The organism is Citrobacter sp. RHBSTW-00944 (genome assembly GCF_013615435.1).
Classification (GTDB): Bacteria; Pseudomonadota; Gammaproteobacteria; order Enterobacterales; family Enterobacteriaceae; genus Citrobacter; species Citrobacter braakii.
The window spans coordinates 5073056-5095029 of sequence record NZ_CP055418.1; the positions used below are offsets into that span (position 1 = coordinate 5073056).

Here is a 21974-nt window from a genome sequence, read left to right on the forward strand (position 1 = left end):
CAAAATACCTATTTCTCTTTGGCTTTCGCCATCATTGCCCGAATGTTAGCAATGCTGGCCTGCCCTTTTTGCATCCGCTCCTCGGCACTCACCACTTTACGCTCCTGTTCCCAGATAACGTCATCTTGTGGTAGTTCCAACAGGAAACGGCTCGGTTCAGGTCGTACCAGTTCACCGTACTGACGGCGCTCTTTACACAGCGTGAAGATAAGTTCTTTCTGCGCACGCGTAATCCCGACGTAAGCCAGACGACGCTCTTCGTCGATGTTATCTTCATCAATGCTGCTCTGGTGCGGCAAAAATCCTTCTTCCATTCCCACCATAAATACGTAAGGGAACTCCAGTCCTTTTGAAGCATGCAGCGTCATCAACTGCACCTGATCCAACTCTTCTTCGCTCTCTCCGCGCTCCATCATGTCGCGCAGGGTAAAGCGGGTAACGACCTGAGTCAGGGTCATTGGCTCTTCCAGCTCACTACCTTCCAGCATCTCCGTCATCCAGCTGAACAGCGTGTTGACGTTTTTCATACGCATTTCGGCCGCTTTCGGGCTCGGCGAGGTTTCATACAGCCAGGATTCGTAATCAATGCCGTGGATCAGATCGCGTACGGCGGCAACCGGCTCGCGCTCCGCCAGACGTTGAATTTCACCCAGCCAGTGCGTAAAGCGGGTCAGAGAATCATATCCACGCCCGGTTAGCGTCTGGCTAAGTCCCATATCAAAGCTGGCGGTAAACAGGCTTTTATTACGCGTCATCGCCCATTCCCCCAACTTTTGCAGCGTGGCCGGACCGATTTCACGCTTTGGCGTATTTACGATGCGCAAAAATGCACTGTCATCATCCGGGTTGCTGAGCACGCGCAGATAGGCCAGCAAATCTTTAATCTCCGGACGCGAGAAGAACGACGTCCCGCCGGAAATTTTGTATGGGATGCGGTTCTGCATCAGAAACTTTTCGAACACTCGCGACTGATGATTACCGCGGTACAGGATGGCGTAGTCTTTATACTGCGTCTTGTTCACAAAGTGATGGGCAATCAGTTCCCCGGTCACGCGTTCCGCTTCGTGCTCTTCATTATTCGCACTCAACACCTTCAGCTCAGCGCCGTAGCCCAGCTCAGAAAAGAGCCGTTTTTCAAAGACGTGTGGGTTGTTAGCAATAAGGATGTTCGCCGCCTTCAGGATACGCCCTGATGAGCGATAGTTTTGCTCCAGCTTCACCACCTGCAGCGCCGGAAAATCTTTGCTTAACAGTACCAGGTTCTGCGGACGTGCACCGCGCCAGGAGTAGATCGACTGATCGTCATCACCCACGACGGTAAAGCGCGCGCGTTTCCCCACCAGCAACTTCACCAACTCGTACTGGCTGGTGTTGGTATCCTGATATTCGTCCACCAGCAGGTAGCGGATTCGATTTTGCCAACGCTCACGTACTTCTTCATTGCGCTGCAACAGCAGCGTGGGGAGCAGGATCAGATCGTCAAAATCGAGGACGTTACACGCCTTCATATGCGCGTCATACAAACCATAGCAGTGGGCAAAAATACGATCGCGTTCACCCTTTGCACTGGCTGCCGCCTGCGCTGGGGTCATCAGATCGTTTTTCCAGTTGGAGATCGTTGAAATCAATTGTTGAAGGATAAGCTTATCGTCTTCAATTAGCCCTTCGGTCAATTCCTTAAGCAGGGCCACCTGGTCAGTATCATCAAACAACGAGAAGTTCGACTTCATCCCTAGCGCGGCGTATTCACGCTTAATGACATCCAGTCCCAGAGTGTGGAAAGTAGAGATCATCAACCCGCGCGCTTCTTTACGACCCAACGTTTGCGCCACACGCTCTTTCATCTCACGCGCAGCCTTATTGGTAAAGGTTACTGCCGCAATATGTCGTGCCTGATAGCCACATTCACGGATCAGATGTGCGATTTTGTTTGTGATAACACGCGTCTTACCGGAACCCGCTCCCGCCAGCACCAGGCAAGGTCCGGTGACGAATTCGACGGCTTGTTGTTGTCCGGGGTTCAAACGCATAGAGGATTGCTCAATCTGTAAACACGGGGATGTGGATTGTAGCAGAAAGTGACGCCAGGGGGATCGGTCATAGCCCATCGCCGAAGACCATGGATTACATGCTACTATTGCGCCCTGATTTATCACTCAACTCAGAGCACAAACCATGGCAAAAACAGCATCAGCAGTGCATATCCTTGTTAAAGAAGAGAAACTGGCTCTCGATCTTCTGGAACAAATCAAAAATGGCGCCGATTTTGGTAAACTGGCGAAGAAACACTCTATCTGCCCGTCGGGCAAACGCGGCGGCGATTTAGGCGAATTCCGTCAGGGCCAGATGGTTCCGGCGTTTGATAAAGTGGTGTTCTCCTGCCCGGTGCTGGAGCCAACCGGCCCACTGCACACTCAGTTCGGTTACCACATTATTAAAGTGCTGTACCGTAACTAATAGAAAGCCCGGTGTGTTCAACCACCGGGCTTTTTTTGCCGAATGGCAGCCTCTTAGCCAGCTACAGCAATGCGTTTCATATCAGTCATATAGCCACGCAGTTTCTGGCCCACTTTCTCGATAGCATGGCCGCGAATAGCATCGTTTACGTCGCGCAGCTGCGCGTTGTCTACCGCACCTTCGGCAATCGCTTTGCCCAGATCTCCGGTTTGCAGGGTGGTCATGAACTCTTTCAGCAGCGGTACGCACGCGTAAGAGAACAGGTAGTTACCGTATTCTGCGGTATCGGAAATGACAACGTTCATTTCGTACAGACGCTTACGGGCGATGGTGTTCGCGATCAGCGGCAGTTCGTGCAGTGATTCGTAGTAAGCAGACTCTTCGATGATGCCTGAATCCACCATGGTTTCAAACGCCAGCTCAACGCCAGCCTTCACCATCGCGATCATCAGCACGCCTTTATCGAAGTACTCCTGCTCGCCAATTTTACCTTCAAACTGCGGCGCGGTTTCGAACGCGGTTTTGCCGGTCTCTTCACGCCAGGTCAGCAGTTTCTTATCGTCGTTGGCCCAGTCAGCCATCATGCCTGAAGAGAATTCGCCGGAGATGATGTCATCCATGTGTTTCTGGAACAGCGGCGCCATGATCTCTTTCAGCTGTTCGGACAGCGCATAAGCACGCAGTTTCGCTGGGTTAGACAGACGATCCATCATCAGGGTGATACCGCCCTGCTTCAGCGCTTCGGTGATGGTTTCCCAGCCAAACTGAATCAGTTTTTCGGCGTAAGCCGGGTCAGTACCCTCTTCCACCAGCTTGTCGAAGCACAGCAGAGAGCCAGCCTGCAGCATACCGCACAGAATTGTCTGCTCGCCCATCAGGTCAGATTTCACTTCCGCAACGAAGGACGATTCCAGCACGCCTGCACGGTGACCGCCAGTGGCCGCAGCCCATGCTTTGGCAATCGCCATGCCTTCGCCTTTCGGATCGTTTTCCGGGTGAACGGCGATCAGGGTTGGAACACCAAAACCACGTTTGTACTCTTCACGCACTTCGGTACCCGGACACTTCGGCGCAACCATCACCACAGTGATATCTTTACGGATCTGCTCGCCAACTTCGACGATGTTGAAACCGTGGGAGTAGCCCAGCGCCGCGCCGTCTTTCATCAGCGGCTGTACGGAACGTACAACGTCGGAGTGCTGTTTGTCCGGGGTCAGGTTAACCACCAGATCTGCCTGCGGGATCAGCTCTTCATAGGTACCTACTTTGAAGCCATTTTCGGTCGCTTTGCGCCACGAAGCGCGCTTCTCAGCAATCGCTTCTTTACGCAGGGCGTAGGAGATATCCAGACCGGAGTCGCGCATGTTCAGGCCTTGGTTCAGCCCCTGAGCACCGCACCCGACGATGACCACTTTTTTACCCTGAAGGTAGCTTGCGCCATCGGCGAATTCGTCGCGCCCCATAAAGCGACATTTGCCCAGCTGCGCCAGCTGCTGGCGCAGGTTCAGTGTATTAAAGTAGTTAGCCATGGTGATACCTCGTGATGTTGTACTGTCTTATTGTTCGGCTCGCGTTTAAGCGAGAATGAACCCACATTACAACAGGAAATTTATTGCGGAAATTGATATATTCACAACATCACATTGCAATATCTGCAACGTAGAAAATCGGAGGCTCGTCCGTGGATTTACGCGATCTGAAAATGTTCCTGCATCTGGCGGAAAGCCGCCACTTTGGCCGCAGTGCGCGGGCGATGCACGTCAGCCCCTCCACACTCTCACGCCAGATCCAACGGCTGGAAGAAGATCTCGGCCAGGCGCTGTTTGTGCGCGATAACCGTACGGTCACGCTGACCGAAGCAGGCGAAGTGCTGCGAGTGTTTGCCCAGCAGACGCTGTTGCAGTATCAACAATTGCGCCACACCCTCGATCAGCAGGGACCGTCGCTGTCGGGCGAGCTGCATATCTTCTGCTCGGTTACCGCCGCCTACAGCCACCTGCCGCCAATTCTCGACCGCTTTCGCGCCGAGCACCCCTCGGTTGAAATTAAGCTCACCACCGGCGATGCCGCTGACGCAATGGACAAAGTGGTCACCGGAGAGGCCGATCTGGCAATAGCGGGTAAGCCGGAGACGCTGCCCGGCGCAGTAGCATTCTCGATGCTGGAGAATTTAACGGTAGTGTTGATCGCACCAGCATTGCCTTGCCCGGTACGGAATCAGGTTTCGGTCGATAAGCCGGACTGGTCGACGGTGCCGTTTATCATGGCCGACCAGGGGCCGGTACGCCGCCGCATCGAGTTGTGGTTCCGCCGTCACAAAATCAGCAACCCATCGATTTACGCCACGGTCGGGGGGCACGAAGCGATGGTCTCGATGGTGGCGCTGGGCTGCGGTGTGGCGCTGCTGCCGGAAGTGGTGCTGGAAAACAGCCCGGAGCCGGTACGGAATCGCGTGATGATTTTAGAACGCAGCGACGAAAAAACACCGTTCGAGCTAGGCGTCTGCGCGCCGAAAAAACGGCTGCATGAGCCGCTGATCGACGCGTTCTGGAAGATTGTTCTGGAGCGCAAATCCGCCGAGTAGTACCAGCGTCAGGCCTAAAATCAGTGGTAGATTCAGTATTGGCACTCCTTTTCTGTATAATGTCCCGTGCCATAATAGATGTGGGGGGCTTGTTAACCATCACGTTTAGCAAGCCAGAACAGACGGTGTCATTGCGCACTTGACAGCGAAAATACAAACTTAATTAGCCATCATTATGATAATCAAACCAAAAATTCGTGGATTCATCTGTACAACGACCCATCCGACTGGCTGCAAAGTCAATGTGGAAAAACAGATCGATTATGTGAAGAAAAACGGGAAAATAGCTAACGGCCCTTCCCGCGTGCTGGTCATCGGTGCTTCCACCGGTTACGGCCTTGCTTCCAGAATTTCCGCCGCGTTTGGCAGCGGAGCCGCCACTATCGGCGTATTTTTCGAAAAACCAGGCACGGAAACCAAGCCAGGTTCCGCGGGCTGGTATAACTCTGCAGCCTTCGATGAGGCCGCAAAACGTGAAGGTCTGTATTCCAAAAGTATCAACGGCGACGCGTTCTCCGACGAGTGTCGCGACGAAGTTATCAAACTGATCAAAGAAGACCTGGGTCAGATTGACCTGGTGGTTTACTCACTGGCATCTCCGGTACGTAAAATGCCGAAAACCGGTGAAATCGTCCGTTCTGCGCTGAAGCCAATCGGTGAGGTTTATACCTCTAAAGCGATCGATACCAACAAAGATCAGATCATAACCGCCAGCATTGAGCCGGCAACCGAAGAAGAAGTTCAGAACACCGTCACCGTTATGGGCGGCGAAGACTGGGAACTGTGGATGGGCGCGCTGAGTGAAGCAGGCGTGCTGGCTGACGGCGTGAAAACCGTTGCCTACTCCTACATCGGTACTGACCTTACCTGGCCAATCTACTGGCACGGCGCGCTGGGCAAAGCAAAAGAAGATCTCGACCGCGCGGCAGGCGCGCTGCGTAATCAACTGGCTCCGCTGAACGGTTCCGCTAACGTTGCTGTACTGAAATCCGTTATCACGCAGGCCTCTTCTGCGATTCCGGTGATGCCGCTGTACATCTCCATGGTCTTCAAGCTGATGAAAGAACAGGGCATTCATGAAGGCTGCATCGAGCAGATCAACCGTCTGATGACCACCAGCCTGTACGGCGATAAAGTGGCGCTTGATGACAACCAGCGTATCCGTATGGATGACTGGGAACTGCGTGAAGACATTCAGCAGGCATGCCGCGATCTGTGGCCGCTGATCACCACCGAAAACCTGGCGCAAAAAACGGACTATGCAGGATACAAGCAGGAATTCCTGAATCTGTTCGGTTTTGGTCTCGACGAAGTGGATTACGATGCGGATGTAAACACCGAAGTCGAATTCGAAGTCATCACGCTGTAATCTGCTGATACAGTTGCAAAAAGGGTTCATGTTTTTACATGAACCCTTTTTTAATGGCTACCGCTAACCCGCCAGGAAGAACCTGAACGCCGGGTTATGCGTTTCATCATGACAGTCATAACCTAGTTCGTTCAGTCGCGTTTCGAAATCAGGCTCGTGCTCACCCAACTCAAACGCCGCCAGTACGCGACCATAATCGGTTCCGTGACTACGATAGTGGAACAACGAAATATTCCAGTGCGTCCCCAGGGTATGCAGGAATTTGAGCAACGCCCCCGGAGATTCCGGGAATTCGAAGCTGTACAGCCGCTCCTGCAAGGGTTTCGACGGGCGCCCACCGACCATGTAGCGCACGTGCAGCTTCGCCATTTCGTCGTCGGACAAATCCACTACGCTGTAGCCGCCCTCGTTAAGCAACTGGAGGATTTCCTTACGCTCTTCCAGCCCACGGCTCAGACGGACGCCAACAAAAATACAGGCGTCTTTCGCATCAGCAAATCGGTAGTTAAACTCGGTAACCGAGCGTCCTCCCAACAGCTGGCAAAACTTCAGGAAGCTGCCCTTTTCTTCCGGAATAGTTACTGCCAGCAACGCTTCGCGCTGTTCGCCCAGCTCGCAACGTTCGGAAACATAGCGCAGGCCATGGAAGTTAACGTTAGCGCCGGAAAGGATATGCGCCAGACGTTCGCCGCGAATGTTGTGCTGGGCAATGTACTTTTTCATCCCCGCCAGCGCCAGCGCACCGGATGGTTCCGCCACCGCGCGCACATCCTCGAACAGATCTTTCATTGCCGCACAGATAGCGTCGCTATCGACAGTGATGATGTCGTCGAGATACTCCTGGCACAAACGGAAGGTTTCGTCGCCGATACGTTTAACCGCCACGCCTTCAGCAAAGAGGCCAACACGCGGAAGATCGACCGGTTGACCGGCATCCAGCGCCGCTTTCAGGCAGGCTGAGTCTTCAGCTTCAACGGCAATCACTTTGATCTGCGGCATCAACTGTTTGATCAGCACCGCCACACCTGCCGCTAATCCGCCACCACCCACTGGCACGAATACACGATCAAGGTGGGCATCCTGCTGCAATAACTCCAGTGCCAGCGTGCCCTGCCCGGCAATCACCATCGGATGGTCGAACGGAGGAACCCAGGTAAAACCCTGCTGCTGCGACAGCTCAATCGCTTTGGCTTTGGCTTCATCAAAATTCGCGCCGTGTAACAGTACTTCACCACCGAAACCGCGAACGGCATCGACTTTGATATCAGCGGTAGCCGTAGGCATGACAATCAGCGCCTTCACGCCTAATCGCGCAGAAGAGAAAGCTACGCCCTGAGCATGATTACCTGCCGATGCGGTGATTACGCCATGCGCTTTTTGCTCTTCGGTCAGACCGGCCATCATGGCATAGGCACCGCGCAGCTTGAAGCTGTGAACGGGTTGACGGTCTTCGCGCTTCACCAGAATCACGTTATCGAGGCGCGAAGAGAGTTTTTCCATTTTTTGTAGCGGTGTGACCTGCGCCGCTTCGTATACCGGCGCACGCAGCACTGCTCTGAGATACTCGGCGCCTTCTGGAGTGCCGGAGAGGGGTTGAGAATCCGCCATGGTCATTATCCCCCTAGTTTCGACTTATCGCGCACCGCACCTTTGTCGGCGCTGGTTGCCAAGCTGGCGTAAGCGCGCAGCGCAAAGGAGACCTGACGCTGACGATCTTTTGGCGTCCAGGCTTTGTCACCACGAGCTTCTTGCGCTTCACGGCGCGCAGCGATTTCCGCATCGCTCAGTTGCAGTTGAATGCCACGATTCGGGATATCGATAGCAATCATGTCGCCATCTTCGATAATTGCGATATTACCGCCGCTGGCCGCTTCAGGAGAAACGTGACCAATGGAAAGCCCCGAAGTACCGCCAGAGAAACGACCGTCGGTAATCAGCGCGCAGGCCTTACCGAGACCCATAGATTTCAGGAAGGTGGTTGGGTAGAGCATTTCCTGCATGCCTGGCCCGCCCTTCGGCCCTTCGTAGCGAATCACCACCACGTCGCCGGCAACCACTTTACCGCCGAGGATAGCTTCAACCGCATCGTCCTGGCTTTCATACACTTTTGCCGGGCCGGTGAATTTCAGAATGCTGTCATCCACACCAGCGGTTTTTACGATACAGCCATTTTCCGCGAAGTTACCGTACAAGACTGCCAGGCCGCCGTCTTTGCTGTAAGCATGTTCCAACGAGCGAATGCAACCTTCTGCGCGGTCATCATCCAGGGTGTCCCAACGACAATCCTGCGAGAACGCCTGGGTGGTACGGATGCCAGCCGGACCTGCGCGGAACATTTTTTTCACCGCGTCGTCTTTGGTCAGCATGACGTCATAACTATCGAGCGTTTGCGGCAGAGTCAGTCCCAGCACGTTTTTCACGTTGCGGTTCAGTAGACCGGCGCGATCCAGCTCGCCTAAAATACCCAGTACGCCGCCCGCGCGGTGCACGTCTTCCATATGGTATTTCTGCGTACTCGGCGCAACTTTACACAGTTGCGGGACTTTGCGGGATAACTTATCAATATCACTCATGGTGAAGTCGATTTCCGCTTCCTGCGCGGCCGCCAGCAGGTGCAGAACGGTGTTGGTGGAACCGCCCATCGCAATATCCAGCGTCATGGCGTTCTCAAACGCCGCCTTGCTGGCAATGTTGCGCGGCAGGGCTGAAGCGTCATCCTGCTCGTAGTAGCGTTTGGTCAGCTCAACGATGCGTTTACCTGCGTTGAGGAACAGCTCTTTACGGTCGGCGTGAGTCGCCAACAGCGAACCGTTACCCGGCTGCGACAGACCCAGCGCTTCGGTCAGGCAGTTCATCGAGTTGGCGGTGAACATCCCGGAGCACGAGCCGCAGGTCGGACAGGCCGAACGTTCAACCTGCTCGCTCTGCGAGTCTGAGACTTTCGGGTCTGCGCCCTGAATCATCGCATCAACCAGATCAAGCTTGATGATTTGGTCAGAGAGCTTGGTTTTCCCGGCTTCCATTGGGCCGCCGGAAACAAAGATCACCGGAATGTTTAGCCGCAGAGAGGCCATTAACATCCCGGGGGTGATTTTATCGCAGTTAGAGATGCAGACCATCGCATCGGCGCAGTGGGCGTTAACCATATATTCCACTGAATCGGCGATCAGCTCACGCGACGGCAGTGAATAAAGCATGCCGCCATGACCCATGGCGATACCATCATCTACGGCGATGGTGTTGAACTCTTTCGCCACGCCGCCTGAGGCTTCGATTTGTTCGGCAACCAGCTTACCGAGATCGCGCAGGTGGACGTGGCCCGGCACAAACTGGGTAAAGGAGTTCACCACAGCGATAATCGGTTTACCGAAGTCATCATCGGTCATCCCGGTGGCGCGCCACAGTGCGCGGGCACCCGCCATATTGCGGCCGTGGGTGGTGGTAGCAGAACGATACTTAGGCATGCTTGATTAACTCCCGTCTGTCTTTCCCCTGCATAATTCACGCCGCTGCTGAGGGCTGCCTCGCTCCCCCCAGTCACCTACTAAAGTAAGCTCCTGGGGCTCGCTGCGTTGCCGTGTTCCTGCAACGTGAACTATTTTGGGGAAATATTAATTTTGTTATTGGTTTACTGAATCCAACCAGCCGTATTTATCTTCCGTTTCACCGGTGAAGAGGCCAAAGAAGGCCTGCTGGATGCGTTTGGTGACCGGACCGCAGCGGCCTTCGCCCACCTGAATACCATCGACGCTGCGTACTGGGGTGATTTCGGCCGCGGTACCGGACATGAACACTTCGTCGGCCAGGTACAGCGATTCACGAGACAGCACCTGCTCACGCACTTCGATATCGAGATCTTTCGCCAACTTAATGATCGCGTCACGGGTGATACCCGGCAGCGCGGAAGAGGTAAACGGCGGGGTAAACAGAATGCCGTCTTTTACTTCAAACAGGTTTTCGCCCGCGCCTTCGGAGATGTAGCCATTCACATCCAGCGCAATGCCTTCCTGGTAGCCATGACGACGCGCTTCACTACCCACCAGCAGCGAAGACAGATAGTTACCACCTGCTTTAGCAGCGGTAGGAATCGTGTTCGGCGCAACGCGGTTCCAGGAAGAAACCATCGCGTCGATCCCCTGCTCCAGCGCTTCAGCACCGAGGTAAGCCCCCCATGGGAACGCGGCGATTATCACATCAGTGGTGTATCCCGCAGGCGGGTTAACGCCCATCCCTACGTCGCCAACAAACACCAGCGGACGGATATAGGCGCTGGTCAGGTTGTTTTTACGAATCACCTCACGGCAAGCTTCCATCAGCTCATCAACGCTCTGAGAAACGGGAAAACGATAGATCTTGGCTGAATCACGCAGACGCTGCATATGTTCGCGATGACGGAACACTACCGGCCCTTTGTGAGAATCGTAGCAACGGATCCCTTCAAATACAGAAGTACCGTAGTGCAGCGCGTGGGACATCACGTGGACCTTCGCGTCTTCCCAACGAATCATCTCGCCATTAGACCAAATGTAATCAGCTTTTTTCGTCGTCATTTTTCTTCCTTTTGCGCTCAGGCGCGGATTTGTTGTGATGTGGTTGTGCTCTGGCAGATAGCAACATGTGCAACATCTACCAGTTTACTTAACTGACTAAACAGTAAGTCGACCGACCGGGGGCTGGCAACGGTCAATTCGATATTTATATTCTGCGCATCGCTGGCGGCTTCCATATTCATGGAGCACACCTGAAAACCACGATGACGTACCACGCGTAAAACACGTTCTAACGTTTCCGGATTAAAACGAGCCTCAACGGCGACCTGATGTTGCATCATGATAATTTCTCCAGCATTTCTGAGTTACTGGCGCCAGGTGGCACCAGAGGCCAGACATTCTCAAGTTCGTCGATTGAGACATGAAGCAAGTATGGCCCCTCGCTGTTCAGCATGGTGTCGAGTGCCGCTTCAACCTGGTCTTTACGGGTGATGTGTTGACCAGGAATGCCGAAGGCTCTGGCCAACATGAGGAAATCGGGGTTATCGGTAAGGGTGGTTTCGCTATAACGTTCCTGGAAAAACAGCTGCTGCCATTGTCGCACCATGCCTAACCGCTGGTTGTCGAGTAAAACTATCTTCAGCGGCAACTGCTTGCGTTTTACGGTGCCCAATTCCTGTACATTCATCATGAAGGAACCGTCACCGGAGATACAGATTACCGTATCATTCGGGCGAGCAACCTGCGCGCCAACCGCTGCTGGCAGGCCAAAGCCCATCGTCCCCAGACCGCTCGACGTGATGAAATTTTCAGGGCGAGTGTAGGTCATATGCTGTGCCGACCACATCTGATGCTGGCCCACATCCGTTGTCACTACGCTATCCGCAGGTTTGCGATCGGATAACTGCTTTAACAACAGTGGCGCATAGATAGCTTCCCCCGGATGGTCGTAGCGCCAGGTATGTTCTGCGCGCAGTTCAGCGCTGTGCTGACGCCATTCGTCAATCTTCATCAATTGCTGTAATGCTGGCAGAAGAGAATTTAAATCCCCCTGCAGCGCCACGTGTGCCTGGCGCAGTTTGTTCATTTCCGCTGGGTCGATATCCATGTGGATTACGCTGGCGTTCGGTGCGAAGGTATTCAGCTTGCCAGTCACCCGGTCATCAAAACGTGCGCCAACCGCAATCAGTAAATCGCACTCTTGCACCGCGAAATTCGCGGCTTTAGTACCGTGCATTCCCAACATGCCCAAATAGTACGGGTAGTCAGCATCTACTGCGCCCAGACCTTTCAGCGTGCAGGCGACCGGCATTTGGGTTACCGCGATAAATTCACGCAGGGCCGGGACCGCCTGCGCCATACCTACGCCACCACCTACGTAAAGGATGGGCTTTTGCGCCTGCGCCAGCATATTACGAGCCTGCTCAACGTCAGCGTGCGGAAACGTCTCTACGTTTTCGACGGTCGTAAAATATGGCTCCAGCGTACCGCTGGCTAATTGGATGTCTTTCGGGATATCAACCAGAACCGGACCCGGACGACCGGAATTAGCCACGGCGAAAGCCTCAGCCATGATACGCGGCAGCTCTTCGAGTGACTGTACCAGGAAGCTGTGTTTGGTGCAGGACAGAGACATCCCCAGCACGTCCACTTCCTGGAACGCATCCGTTCCGATGAAAGGTGATGCCACCTGACCGGTGATCGCCACCACTGGAACAGAATCTAACAGCGCATCGGCAAGGCCCGTGATCAGGTTGGTTGCGCCAGGGCCGGAAGTAGCGATACAAACGCCGGTTTTACCGGTCGCACGGGCATAGCCAATCGCCGCCATTGCCGCACCCTGCTCGTGTCGGCACAACAGGTGCTCTACGCCGCCGTCATACAACGCATCGTAAACCGGCATAATTGCGCCACCAGGATAACCAAAGACGGTTTGAACCCCTTGTGCACGCAACGCATGTACCACCCACTGTGCCCCATTCATAGTTACATCCCCGCCGTAAATCTTGAGAAACAGAATTTTATGCTACCGTTCACTTTCTGCTCCTCGTGTATGTTTTTAAGGTCAAAAAAAACCCCCGGACCTTTCGGTGCGGGGGTCTTAGTTCGTTAAGGCTTGTTTTCTAAGCCTTTCCTCGTCCAAGTGCAGCCCCGCACGGTGGGATAATAATCACCACCACGCTAATCACGACCAGGCTAATCACTCGTAGAAGGGCTGTCATTTTTGTATTTTCTTGCATCTTGTTCGAAGGAATACCTAAAGAGTTACCATAGAATTTGCAAGTGACACAAGATATTTTTTTATTCGTTTTTCTGACGTCGTTAACGGTTTAGATAAATACCGTTGTTTTTTATACAAAAAAATCAAAAATGAAAATATTTCACGCTTCAGGCGATCCTCGGTAACCCGATCCCCAATACAAACACCATTCAAAAGCATTTGCGGGCGTCATTCCAGGCTTAATGCAAGCAATTATACGTTGCGCAAAAATACGAGAATCAGCATCTAAAAACCGTAATTATGTGAAATCTTGCCGCGATGTATTGCGACATAATACTTTTATCAGGAGGAATTATGTCACTATCGATTGTTCACACACGCGCCGCGCTAGGCGTGAATGCGCCAGCCATTACCATCGAGGTACATATCAGCAACGGCCTGCCTGGTTTAACCATGGTGGGGCTGCCCGAAACGACGGTGAAAGAGGCTCGCGATCGGGTACGCAGTGCGATTATTAATAGCGGTTATGAATTCCCGGCAAAGAAAATAACTATAAACCTCGCTCCGGCCGATCTCCCGAAAGAAGGGGGGCGATATGATTTACCTATCGCTGTTGCGCTTCTGGCCGCTTCTGAGCAGCTTACACCCCACAATCTCGACACCTACGAGCTGGTAGGTGAATTAGCGCTTACAGGCGCGCTACGCGGCGTTCCCGGCGCGATATCAAGCGCAACCGAGGCCATTCGTGCAGGCAGGCGAATTATTGTCGCAAAAGAGAATGCCGCTGAAGTTGGACTGATACACGGCGAAGGGTGCCTGATCGCCGATCACCTGCAGACCGTATGCGCATTTCTCGAAGGTAAGCATGATTTAGACAGGCCATCATCCGCAGATTTTACGCCTAACGCATTAGCCGATGATCTGAGCGATGTTATCGGCCAGGAACAGGGTAAACGCGGGCTGGAGCTTACCGCAGCAGGCGGCCACAACCTCTTGCTCATCGGCCCGCCGGGTACGGGAAAGACTATGCTAGCCAGTCGACTCAGAGGGCTGCTCCCTCCACTTAGCAACGATGAAGCGCTGGAAAGTGCCGCGATACTCAGTCTGATCCATTCCGACACGATACAAAAACAGTGGAAGCAACGCCCTTTTCGCTCGCCACATCACAGTGCTTCATTAACCGCCATGGTCGGTGGAGGCTCTATTCCTGCGCCAGGAGAGATCTCTTTGGCGCACAACGGCATACTGTTTCTGGATGAACTACCCGAGTTTGAGCGGCGCACGCTGGATGCACTGCGCGAACCCATCGAGTCCGGGCAGATCCATCTATCCCGCACCAGAGCAAAAATAACCTATCCCGCACGCTTTCAACTCATAGCTGCGATGAATCCAAGCCCGACGGGCCATTATCAGGGGAACCATAACCGCTGTACCCCAGAACAGACGCTGCGCTACCTAAATCGATTGTCAGGTCCATTTCTTGACCGCTTCGACCTCTCCCTCGAAATTCCCTTACCGCCGCCCGGTATACTCAGCCAGAGCGCGATGAAAGGGGAAAATAGCGCAACGGTGAAGCAACGTGTTATGGCAGCGCGAGAGCGTCAGTATCAGCGGCAAAATAAGTTAAACGCACATCTGGACAGTCAGGATATCCATAAATACTGCCTACTACGTAGCGACGATGCACAGTGGCTTGAAGAAACGCTCGCGCATCTCGGATTGTCTATCCGCGCCTGGCTGCGCCTGATTAAGGTCGCTCGAACGATTGCGGATATCGAACAATGTGATCACATCTCTCGCCAGCATTTACAGGAGGCCGTTGGGTACCGAGCGATAGACAGGTTACTCATTCATCTGCAGAAACTACTGACATAAAAAAAGGGCTTTCGCCCTTTTTTATTAATCATCAGATTCGGTGTAGTCTTCTGCGCCTTCCACCTGAGGTTTCCCACCCGATAAGGTGTGGAAGCGTTTTGGACGCTTAATACGCGTCATGTATTTAGACCACACACGTTCAGCTTCGGTAACCGGCTCACGTTCACCACGGCATACCGCAACAAACAGTTTTTCTTCTTCAGTTACCGGCTCACGCTTGCCCAGATCCAGCTCGTTGAAAGCATAACCGTGACGCTCAAGCAGTTGTGCTTCTTTAATGGTGAAATCACCATGACGGGAGAATCCGCGGGGATAATATTTATTATCGAAATATCGATTAGTCGTCGTAAAGCTTTCCGCCATCCTGCACGCTCCTAATTCTTTGGCCGAGCTATTTATGGCGCGGAGTATTAGTTACGCTTGACAGAGCGTCAAACAAAAGATTTAAATCATAACGACAAATAATTTTATGGAGCGAGTTGTGGATACGGAATTGTTAAAAACTTTCCTGGAAGTTAGCCGGACACGCCACTTTGGCAGGGCTGCTGAAGCACTCTACCTGACCCAATCAGCGGTTAGTTTCCGGATCAGACAACTGGAAAATCAATTGGGTGTAAACCTGTTCACCCGACACAGAAACAATATCCGTTTAACCGCTGCAGGTGAAAAATTATTGCCTTACGCCGAAACGTTGATGAATACGTGGCAGGCAGCACGTAAGGAAGTCGCGAATACCTCGCGGCATAACGAGTTTTCTATCGGTGCCAGCGCATCTCTCTGGGAGTGCATGCTTAATGACTGGTTGAAGCGTTTGTATCAATCTCAGGAGCCACAATCCAGCCTACAGTTTGAAGCGAGGATCGCTCAACGCCAATCGTTAGTAAAACAGCTTCATGAACGACAGCTTGATCTACTGATTACTACCGAAACACCCAAAATGGACGAATTTAGCAGCCAACTGTTGGGATATTTCACGCTGGCGCTCTATTGCAGCTCTCCGTCGCAAACCAAAGATGAGCTGAATTATTTACGCCTGGAATGGGGACCCGATTTTCAACAACACGAAGCGGGACTAATAGCGGGAGATGAAGTGCCGGTACTCACCACCAGTTCGGCAGAATTGGCCAGGCAGCAACTTTCAGTGATTAAGGGCTTTAGCTGGCTTCCCGTCAACTGGGCCAAAACCAAAAGCGATCTCCATACGGTTACCGACAGTACAACGCTTTCACGTCCTTTATATGCAGTTTGGCTGCAAAACAGCGATAAAAATGGACTAATTTGCGATCTGCTAAGAACGAATATTCTGGAAAATTAAAGAAAATATAGGCAAGGATGCCGGGAGTAAAACAGCAGGAAGGCACGATTCAAATTGCAGGTAAAAAAAAATCCTTAGCAAAAATGCTAAGGATTATTTCTGGCAGGGGCGGAGAGACTCGAACTCGCGACACCCGGTTTTGGAGACCGGTGCTCTACCAACTGAGCTACGCCCCTAAATTTTCTTATCATTAAGCCTGCTTGGTAGCAGGCTTAATTTTCTAATAAGTGGCGGAACGGACGGGACTCGAACCCGCGACCCCCTGCGTGACAGGCAGGTATTCTAACCAACTGAACTACCGCTCCACCGAATTTCTTTGTCACTACCCGGATTATTCATCCCGGTTTACTGCAATTTGATGCCTGGCAGTTCCCTACTCTCGCATGGGGAGACCCCACACTACCATCGGCGCTACGGCGTTTCACTTCTGAGTTCGGCATGGGGTCAGGTGGGACCACCGCGCTACAGCCGCCAGGCAAATTCTGTTTATCAACACACCTCTCGGTCTGTCGATGTAATCTGTAATCAAGCTGAATTTCGATGTCTCTTTCGCCAAAACACCTTCGGCGTTGTAAGGTTAAGCCTCACGGTTCATTAGTATCGGTTAGCTCAACGTATCGCTACGCTTACACACCCGACCTATCAACGTCGTCGTCTTCAACGTTCCTTCAGGACCCTTAAAGGGTCAGGGAGAACTCATCTCGGGGCAAGTTTCGTGCTTAGATGCTTTCAGCACTTATCTCTTCCGCATTTAGCTACCGGGCAATGCCATTGGCATGACAACCCGAACACCAGTGATGCGTCCACTCCGGTCCTCTCGTACTAGGAGCAGCCCCCCTCAATTCTCCAGCGCCCACGGCAGATAGGGACCGAACTGTCTCACGACGTTCTAAACCCAGCTCGCGTACCACTTTAAATGGCGAACAGCCATACCCTTGGGACCTACTTCAGCCCCAGGATGTGATGAGCCGACATCGAGGTGCCAAACACCGCCGTCGATATGAACTCTTGGGCGGTATCAGCCTGTTATCCCCGGAGTACCTTTTATCCGTTGAGCGATGGCCCTTCCATTCAGAACCACCGGATCACTAAGACCTGCTTTCGCACCTGCTCGAGCCGTCACTCTCGCAGTCAAGCTAGCTTATGCCTTTGCACTAACCTCCTGATGTCCGACCAGGATTAGCTAACCTTCGTGCTCCTCCGTTACTCTTTAGGAGGAGACCGCCCCAGTCAAACTACCCACCAGACACTGTCCGCAACCCGGATTACGGGTCTACGTTAGAACACCAGCCATTAAAGGGTGGTATTTCAAGGTTGGCTCCATGCAGACTGGCGTCCACACTTCAAAGCCTCCCACCTATCCTACACATCAAGGACCAGTGTTCAGTGTCAAGCTATAGTAAAGGTTCACGGGGTCTTTCCGTCTTGCCGCGGGTACACTGCATCTTCACAGCGAGTTCAATTTCACTGAGTCTCGGGTGGAGACAGCCTGGCCATCATTACGCCATTCGTGCAGGTCGGAACTTACCCGACAAGGAATTTCGCTACCTTAGGACCGTTATAGTTACGGCCGCCGTTTACCGGGGCTTCGATCAAGAGCTTCTCCTTACGGATAACCCCATCAATTAACCTTCCGGCACCGGGCAGGCGTCACACCGTATACGTCCACTTTCGTGTTTGCACAGTGCTGTGTTTTTAATAAACAGTTGCAGCCAGCTGGTATCTTCGACTGATTTCAGCTCCATGAGTAAATCACTTCACCTACATATCAGCGTGCCTTCTCCCGAAGTTACGGCACCATTTTGCCTAGTTCCTTCACCCGAGTTCTCTCAAGCGCCTTGGTATTCTCTACCTGACCACCTGTGTCGGTTTGGGGTACGATTTTGTGTTACCTGATGCTTAGAGGCTTTTCCTGGAAGCAGGGCATTTGTTACTTCAGCACCGTAGTGCCTCGTCATCACACCTCAGCGTTAACAAGACTCCGGATTTACCTGGAATCTCCGCCTACATGCTTAAACCGGGACAACCGTCGCCCGGCTAACATAGCCTTCTCCGTCCCCCCTTCGCAGTAACACCAAGTACAGGAATATTAACCTGTTTCCCATCGACTACGCCTTTCGGCCTCGCCTTAGGGGTCGACTCACCCTGCCCCGATTAACGTTGGACAGGAACCCTTGGTCTTCCGGCGTGCGGGTTTTTCACCCGCATTATCGTTACTTATGTCAGCATTCGCACTTCTGATACCTCCAGCATGCCTCACAGCACACCTTCAACGGCTTACAGAACGCTCCCCTACCCAACAACACATAGTGTCGCTGCCGCAGCTTCGGTGCATGGTTTAGCCCCGTTACATCTTCCGCGCAGGCCGACTCGACCAGTGAGCTATTACGCTTTCTTTAAATGATGGCTGCTTCTAAGCCAACATCCTGGCTGTCTGTGCCTTCCCACATCGTTTCCCACTTAACCATGACTTTGGGACCTTAGCTGGCGGTCTGGGTTGTTTCCCTCTTCACGACGGACGTTAGCACCCGCCGTGTGTCTCCCGTGATAACATTCTTCGGTATTCGCAGTTTGCATCGGGTTGGTAAGTCGGGATGACCCCCTAGCCGAAACAGTGCTCTACCCCCGAAGATGAGTTCACGAGGCGCTACCTAAATAGCTTTCGGGGAGAACCAGCTATCTCCCGGTTTGATTGGCCTTTCACCCCCAGCCACAAGTCATCCGCTAATTTTTCAACATTAGTCGGTTCGGTCCTCCAGTTAGTGTTACCCAACCTTCAACCTGCCCATGGCTAGATCACCGGGTTTCGGGTCTATACCCTGCAACTTAACGCCCAGTTAAGACTCGGTTTCCCTTCGGCTCCCCTATTCGGTTAACCTTGCTACAGAATATAAGTCGCTGACCCATTATACAAAAGGTACGCAGTCACCCCATAAAGAGGCTCCCACTGCTTGTACGTACACGGTTTCAGGTTCTTTTTCACTCCCCTCGCCGGGGTTCTTTTCGCCTTTCCCTCACGGTACTGGTTCACTATCGGTCAGTCAGGAGTATTTAGCCTTGGAGGATGGTCCCCCCATATTCAGACAGGATACCACGTGTCCCGCCCTACTCTTCGAGTTCACAACACATGCACTTTTGTGTACGGGACTATCACCCTGTATCGCCGGACTTTCCAGACCGTTCCACTACCACACATGCTGATTCAGACTCTGGGCTGCTCCCCGTTCGCTCGCCGCTACTGGGGGAATCTCGGTTGATTTCTTTTCCTCGGGGTACTTAGATGTTTCAGTTCCCCCGGTTCGCTTCATTACGCTATGTATTCACGTAATGATAGTGTGACGAATCACACTGGGTTTCCCCATTCGGAAATCGCCGGTTATAACGGTTCATATCACCTTACCGACGCTTATCGCAGATTAGCACGTCCTTCATCGCCTCTGACTGCCAGGGCATCCACCGTGTACGCTTAGTCGCTTAACCTCACAACCCGAAGATGTTTCGTAAAACACTTCAGTGTTGCGAAAATTTGAGAGACTCGAACACACCGCTTTTCATTTCTTGTTTACGGAGAAATGAAACAGTGTGTCGTTTCAATTTTCAGCTTGTTCCAGATTTTTAAAGAGCAAATATCTCAAACGAGACTCGAAAGTCTGTTTTGAGATACTTCGGTCGGCGACTTTCACTCACACATACCAGCAAGTGGCGTCCCCTAGGGGATTCGAACCCCTGTTACCGCCGTGAAAGGGCGGTGTCCTGGGCCTCTAGACGAAGGGGACACTGAAGTCTCAATCGCAAGACGCCTTGCTATTTACTTTTCATCAGACAATCTGTGTGAGCACTACAAAGGTCGGTTCTTTAAGGTAAGGAGGTGATCCAACCGCAGGTTCCCCTACGGTTACCTTGTTACGACTTCACCCCAGTCATGAATCACAAAGTGGTAAGCGCCCTCCCGAAGGTTAAGCTACCTACTTCTTTTGCAACCCACTCCCATGGTGTGACGGGCGGTGTGTACAAGGCCCGGGAACGTATTCACCGTGGCATTCTGATCCACGATTACTAGCGATTCCGACTTCATGGAGTCGAGTTGCAGACTCCAATCCGGACTACGACATACTTTATGAGGTCCGCTTGCTCTCGCGAGGTCGCTTCTCTTTGTATATGCCATTGTAGCACGTGTGTAGCCCTACTCGTAAGGGCCATGATGACTTGACGTCATCCCCACCTTCCTCCAGTTTATCACTGGCAGTCTCCTTTGAGTTCCCGACCGAATCGCTGGCAACAAAGGATAAGGGTTGCGCTCGTTGCGGGACTTAACCCAACATTTCACAACACGAGCTGACGACAGCCATGCAGCACCTGTCTCAGAGTTCCCGAAGGCACCAAAGCATCTCTGCTAAGTTCTCTGGATGTCAAGAGTAGGTAAGGTTCTTCGCGTTGCATCGAATTAAACCACATGCTCCACCGCTTGTGCGGGCCCCCGTCAATTCATTTGAGTTTTAACCTTGCGGCCGTACTCCCCAGGCGGTCGACTTAACGCGTTAGCTCCGGAAGCCACGCCTCAAGGGCACAACCTCCAAGTCGACATCGTTTACGGCGTGGACTACCAGGGTATCTAATCCTGTTTGCTCCCCACGCTTTCGCACCTGAGCGTCAGTCTTTGTCCAGGGGGCCGCCTTCGCCACCGGTATTCCTCCAGATCTCTACGCATTTCACCGCTACACCTGGAATTCTACCCCCCTCTACAAGACTCTAGCCTGCCAGTTTCGGATGCAGTTCCCAGGTTGAGCCCGGGGATTTCACATCCGACTTGACAGACCGCCTGCGTGCGCTTTACGCCCAGTAATTCCGATTAACGCTTGCACCCTCCGTATTACCGCGGCTGCTGGCACGGAGTTAGCCGGTGCTTCTTCTGCGAGTAACGTCAATTGCTGCGGTTATTAACCACAACACCTTCCTCCTCGCTGAAAGTACTTTACAACCCGAAGGCCTTCTTCATACACGCGGCATGGCTGCATCAGGCTTGCGCCCATTGTGCAATATTCCCCACTGCTGCCTCCCGTAGGAGTCTGGACCGTGTCTCAGTTCCAGTGTGGCTGGTCATCCTCTCAGACCAGCTAGGGATCGTCGCCTAGGTGAGCCGTTACCCCACCTACTAGCTAATCCCATCTGGGCACATCCGATGGCAAGAGGCCCGAAGGTCCCCCTCTTTGGTCTTGCGACGTTATGCGGTATTAGCTACCGTTTCCAGTAGTTATCCCCCTCCATCGGGCAGTTTCCCAGACATTACTCACCCGTCCGCCACTCGTCACCCAAGGAGCAAGCTCCTCTGTGCTACCGTTCGACTTGCATGTGTTAGGCCTGCCGCCAGCGTTCAATCTGAGCCATGATCAAACTCTTCAATTTAAGTTTGATGCTCGTGAATTAAACTTCGTAATGAATTACGTGTTCACTCAGAGACTTGGTATTCATTTTTCGTCTTGCGACGTTAAGAATCCGTATCTTCGAGTGCTCACACAGATTGTCTGATAAATTGTTAAAGAGCAGTGCCGCTTTGCTTTTTCTCAGCGGCGCGGGGTGTGCATATTACGCCATCCCGCTACAGAGTCAAGCGTTTATTTTCGCTTTTCTCCGCTGACCCGGCGGTTTGTAATCCGTTGTTCCGT

General features: G+C 52.8%; 14 protein-coding genes, 3 tRNA genes and 3 rRNA genes. 5 read left to right on the top strand and 15 right to left on the bottom strand.

The window, feature by feature from the left end; translation table 11 throughout:
- Positions 1–8: 8 nt before the first annotated feature.
- Positions 9–2030, bottom strand: a complete 2022-nt coding sequence (gene rep, locus HV334_RS24650; RefSeq protein ID WP_016157836.1) for a DNA helicase Rep — start codon at positions 2028–2030, stop codon at positions 9–11.
- 145 nt (positions 2031–2175) lie between these two features.
- Between rep and ppiC the strand changes: the two genes are divergently transcribed.
- Positions 2176–2457: a peptidylprolyl isomerase PpiC gene (gene ppiC, locus HV334_RS24655; protein WP_016155104.1), complete on the top strand. Its 282-nt coding sequence runs from the start codon at positions 2176–2178 to the stop codon at positions 2455–2457.
- Positions 2458–2510: 53 nt separating this feature from the next.
- Here ppiC and ilvC read toward each other — a convergent pair whose 3' ends face one another.
- Positions 2511–3986 (bottom strand): ketol-acid reductoisomerase, encoded by a 1476-nt coding sequence (gene ilvC / locus HV334_RS24660; protein WP_016157835.1) that lies wholly within the window; start codon positions 3984–3986, stop codon positions 2511–2513.
- A 152-nt stretch (positions 3987–4138) separates the two neighbouring features.
- On the opposite strand from ilvC, the gene ilvY reads away from it, so the two are divergent.
- Together ilvY and fabV are read left to right on the top strand one after the other, a co-directional pair.
- Positions 4139–5041: an HTH-type transcriptional activator IlvY gene (gene ilvY / locus HV334_RS24665; protein ID WP_181221006.1), complete on the top strand. Its 903-nt coding sequence runs from the start codon at positions 4139–4141 to the stop codon at positions 5039–5041.
- Positions 5042–5216: 175 nt separating this feature from the next.
- Positions 5217–6410, top strand: a complete 1194-nt coding sequence (gene fabV, locus HV334_RS24670; protein WP_016155101.1) for an enoyl-ACP reductase FabV — start codon at positions 5217–5219, stop codon at positions 6408–6410.
- Positions 6411–6473: 63 nt separating this feature from the next.
- Here fabV and ilvA read toward each other — a convergent pair whose 3' ends face one another.
- From ilvA to ilvL, 6 genes are all read right to left on the bottom strand, one after another.
- A complete protein-coding gene (gene ilvA / locus HV334_RS24675) occupies positions 6474–8018 on the bottom strand; it encodes a threonine ammonia-lyase, biosynthetic (protein ID WP_141876197.1) in 1545 nt (514 codons plus the stop codon).
- 5 nt (positions 8019–8023) lie between these two features.
- The gene (gene ilvD / locus HV334_RS24680; RefSeq protein WP_049043201.1) at positions 8024–9874 is read right to left on the bottom strand and encodes a dihydroxy-acid dehydratase; all 1851 of its coding nucleotides are present in this window, start codon (positions 9872–9874) and stop codon (positions 8024–8026) included.
- A gap of 156 nt (positions 9875–10030) precedes the next feature.
- Complete coding sequence (locus HV334_RS24685) at positions 10031–10960, bottom strand: branched-chain amino acid transaminase (RefSeq protein WP_003829030.1); 930 nt, start codon at positions 10958–10960, stop codon at positions 10031–10033.
- Between the two features lie 17 nt (positions 10961–10977).
- Positions 10978–11241: an acetolactate synthase 2 small subunit gene (ilvM, locus tag HV334_RS24690; protein ID WP_003018017.1), complete on the bottom strand. Its 264-nt coding sequence runs from the start codon at positions 11239–11241 to the stop codon at positions 10978–10980.
- Positions 11238–12884: an acetolactate synthase 2 catalytic subunit gene (gene ilvG, locus HV334_RS24695; RefSeq protein ID WP_047499578.1), complete on the bottom strand. Its 1647-nt coding sequence runs from the start codon at positions 12882–12884 to the stop codon at positions 11238–11240. Before ilvG ends, ilvM begins: the two co-directional genes overlap by 4 nt.
- A 139-nt stretch (positions 12885–13023) precedes the next feature.
- Complete coding sequence (ilvL, locus tag HV334_RS24700; protein ID WP_001311244.1) at positions 13024–13122, bottom strand: ilv operon leader peptide; 99 nt, start codon at positions 13120–13122, stop codon at positions 13024–13026.
- A gap of 353 nt (positions 13123–13475) precedes the next feature.
- On the opposite strand from ilvL, the gene HV334_RS24705 reads away from it, so the two are divergent.
- On the top strand, positions 13476–14996 hold the full coding sequence (locus HV334_RS24705; protein ID WP_046274875.1) for a YifB family Mg chelatase-like AAA ATPase: 1521 nt from the start codon (positions 13476–13478) through the stop codon (positions 14994–14996).
- Between the two features lie 24 nt (positions 14997–15020).
- Here HV334_RS24705 and maoP read toward each other — a convergent pair whose 3' ends face one another.
- Positions 15021–15359 (bottom strand): macrodomain Ori organization protein MaoP, encoded by a 339-nt coding sequence (gene maoP, locus HV334_RS24710; RefSeq protein WP_003018025.1) that lies wholly within the window; start codon positions 15357–15359, stop codon positions 15021–15023.
- Positions 15360–15465: 106 nt separating this feature from the next.
- On the opposite strand from maoP, the gene hdfR reads away from it, so the two are divergent.
- Positions 15466–16311 (top strand): HTH-type transcriptional regulator HdfR, encoded by an 846-nt coding sequence (hdfR, locus tag HV334_RS24715; protein ID WP_094761725.1) that lies wholly within the window; start codon positions 15466–15468, stop codon positions 16309–16311.
- A 100-nt stretch (positions 16312–16411) separates the two neighbouring features.
- On the opposite strand, the gene HV334_RS24720 is transcribed toward hdfR, so the two are convergent.
- From HV334_RS24720 to HV334_RS24745, 6 genes are all read right to left on the bottom strand, one after another.
- Positions 16412–16487: transfer RNA gene (locus HV334_RS24720), tRNA-Trp, on the bottom strand.
- A 52-nt stretch (positions 16488–16539) separates the two neighbouring features.
- A tRNA-Asp gene (locus tag HV334_RS24725) sits at positions 16540–16616 on the bottom strand.
- 55 nt (positions 16617–16671) lie between these two features.
- Positions 16672–16787: ribosomal RNA gene (gene rrf / locus HV334_RS24730) — 5S ribosomal RNA — on the bottom strand.
- 97 nt (positions 16788–16884) lie between these two features.
- Positions 16885–19791, bottom strand: a 23S ribosomal RNA gene (locus tag HV334_RS24735).
- Between the two features lie 220 nt (positions 19792–20011).
- Positions 20012–20087 (bottom strand) — tRNA-Glu (locus HV334_RS24740).
- Positions 20088–20172: 85 nt separating this feature from the next.
- Positions 20173–21714, bottom strand: a 16S ribosomal RNA gene (locus HV334_RS24745).
- The 16S, 23S and 5S rRNA genes sit together here with 3 tRNA genes alongside, the layout of an rRNA operon.
- Positions 21715–21974: the final 260 nt, after the last annotated feature.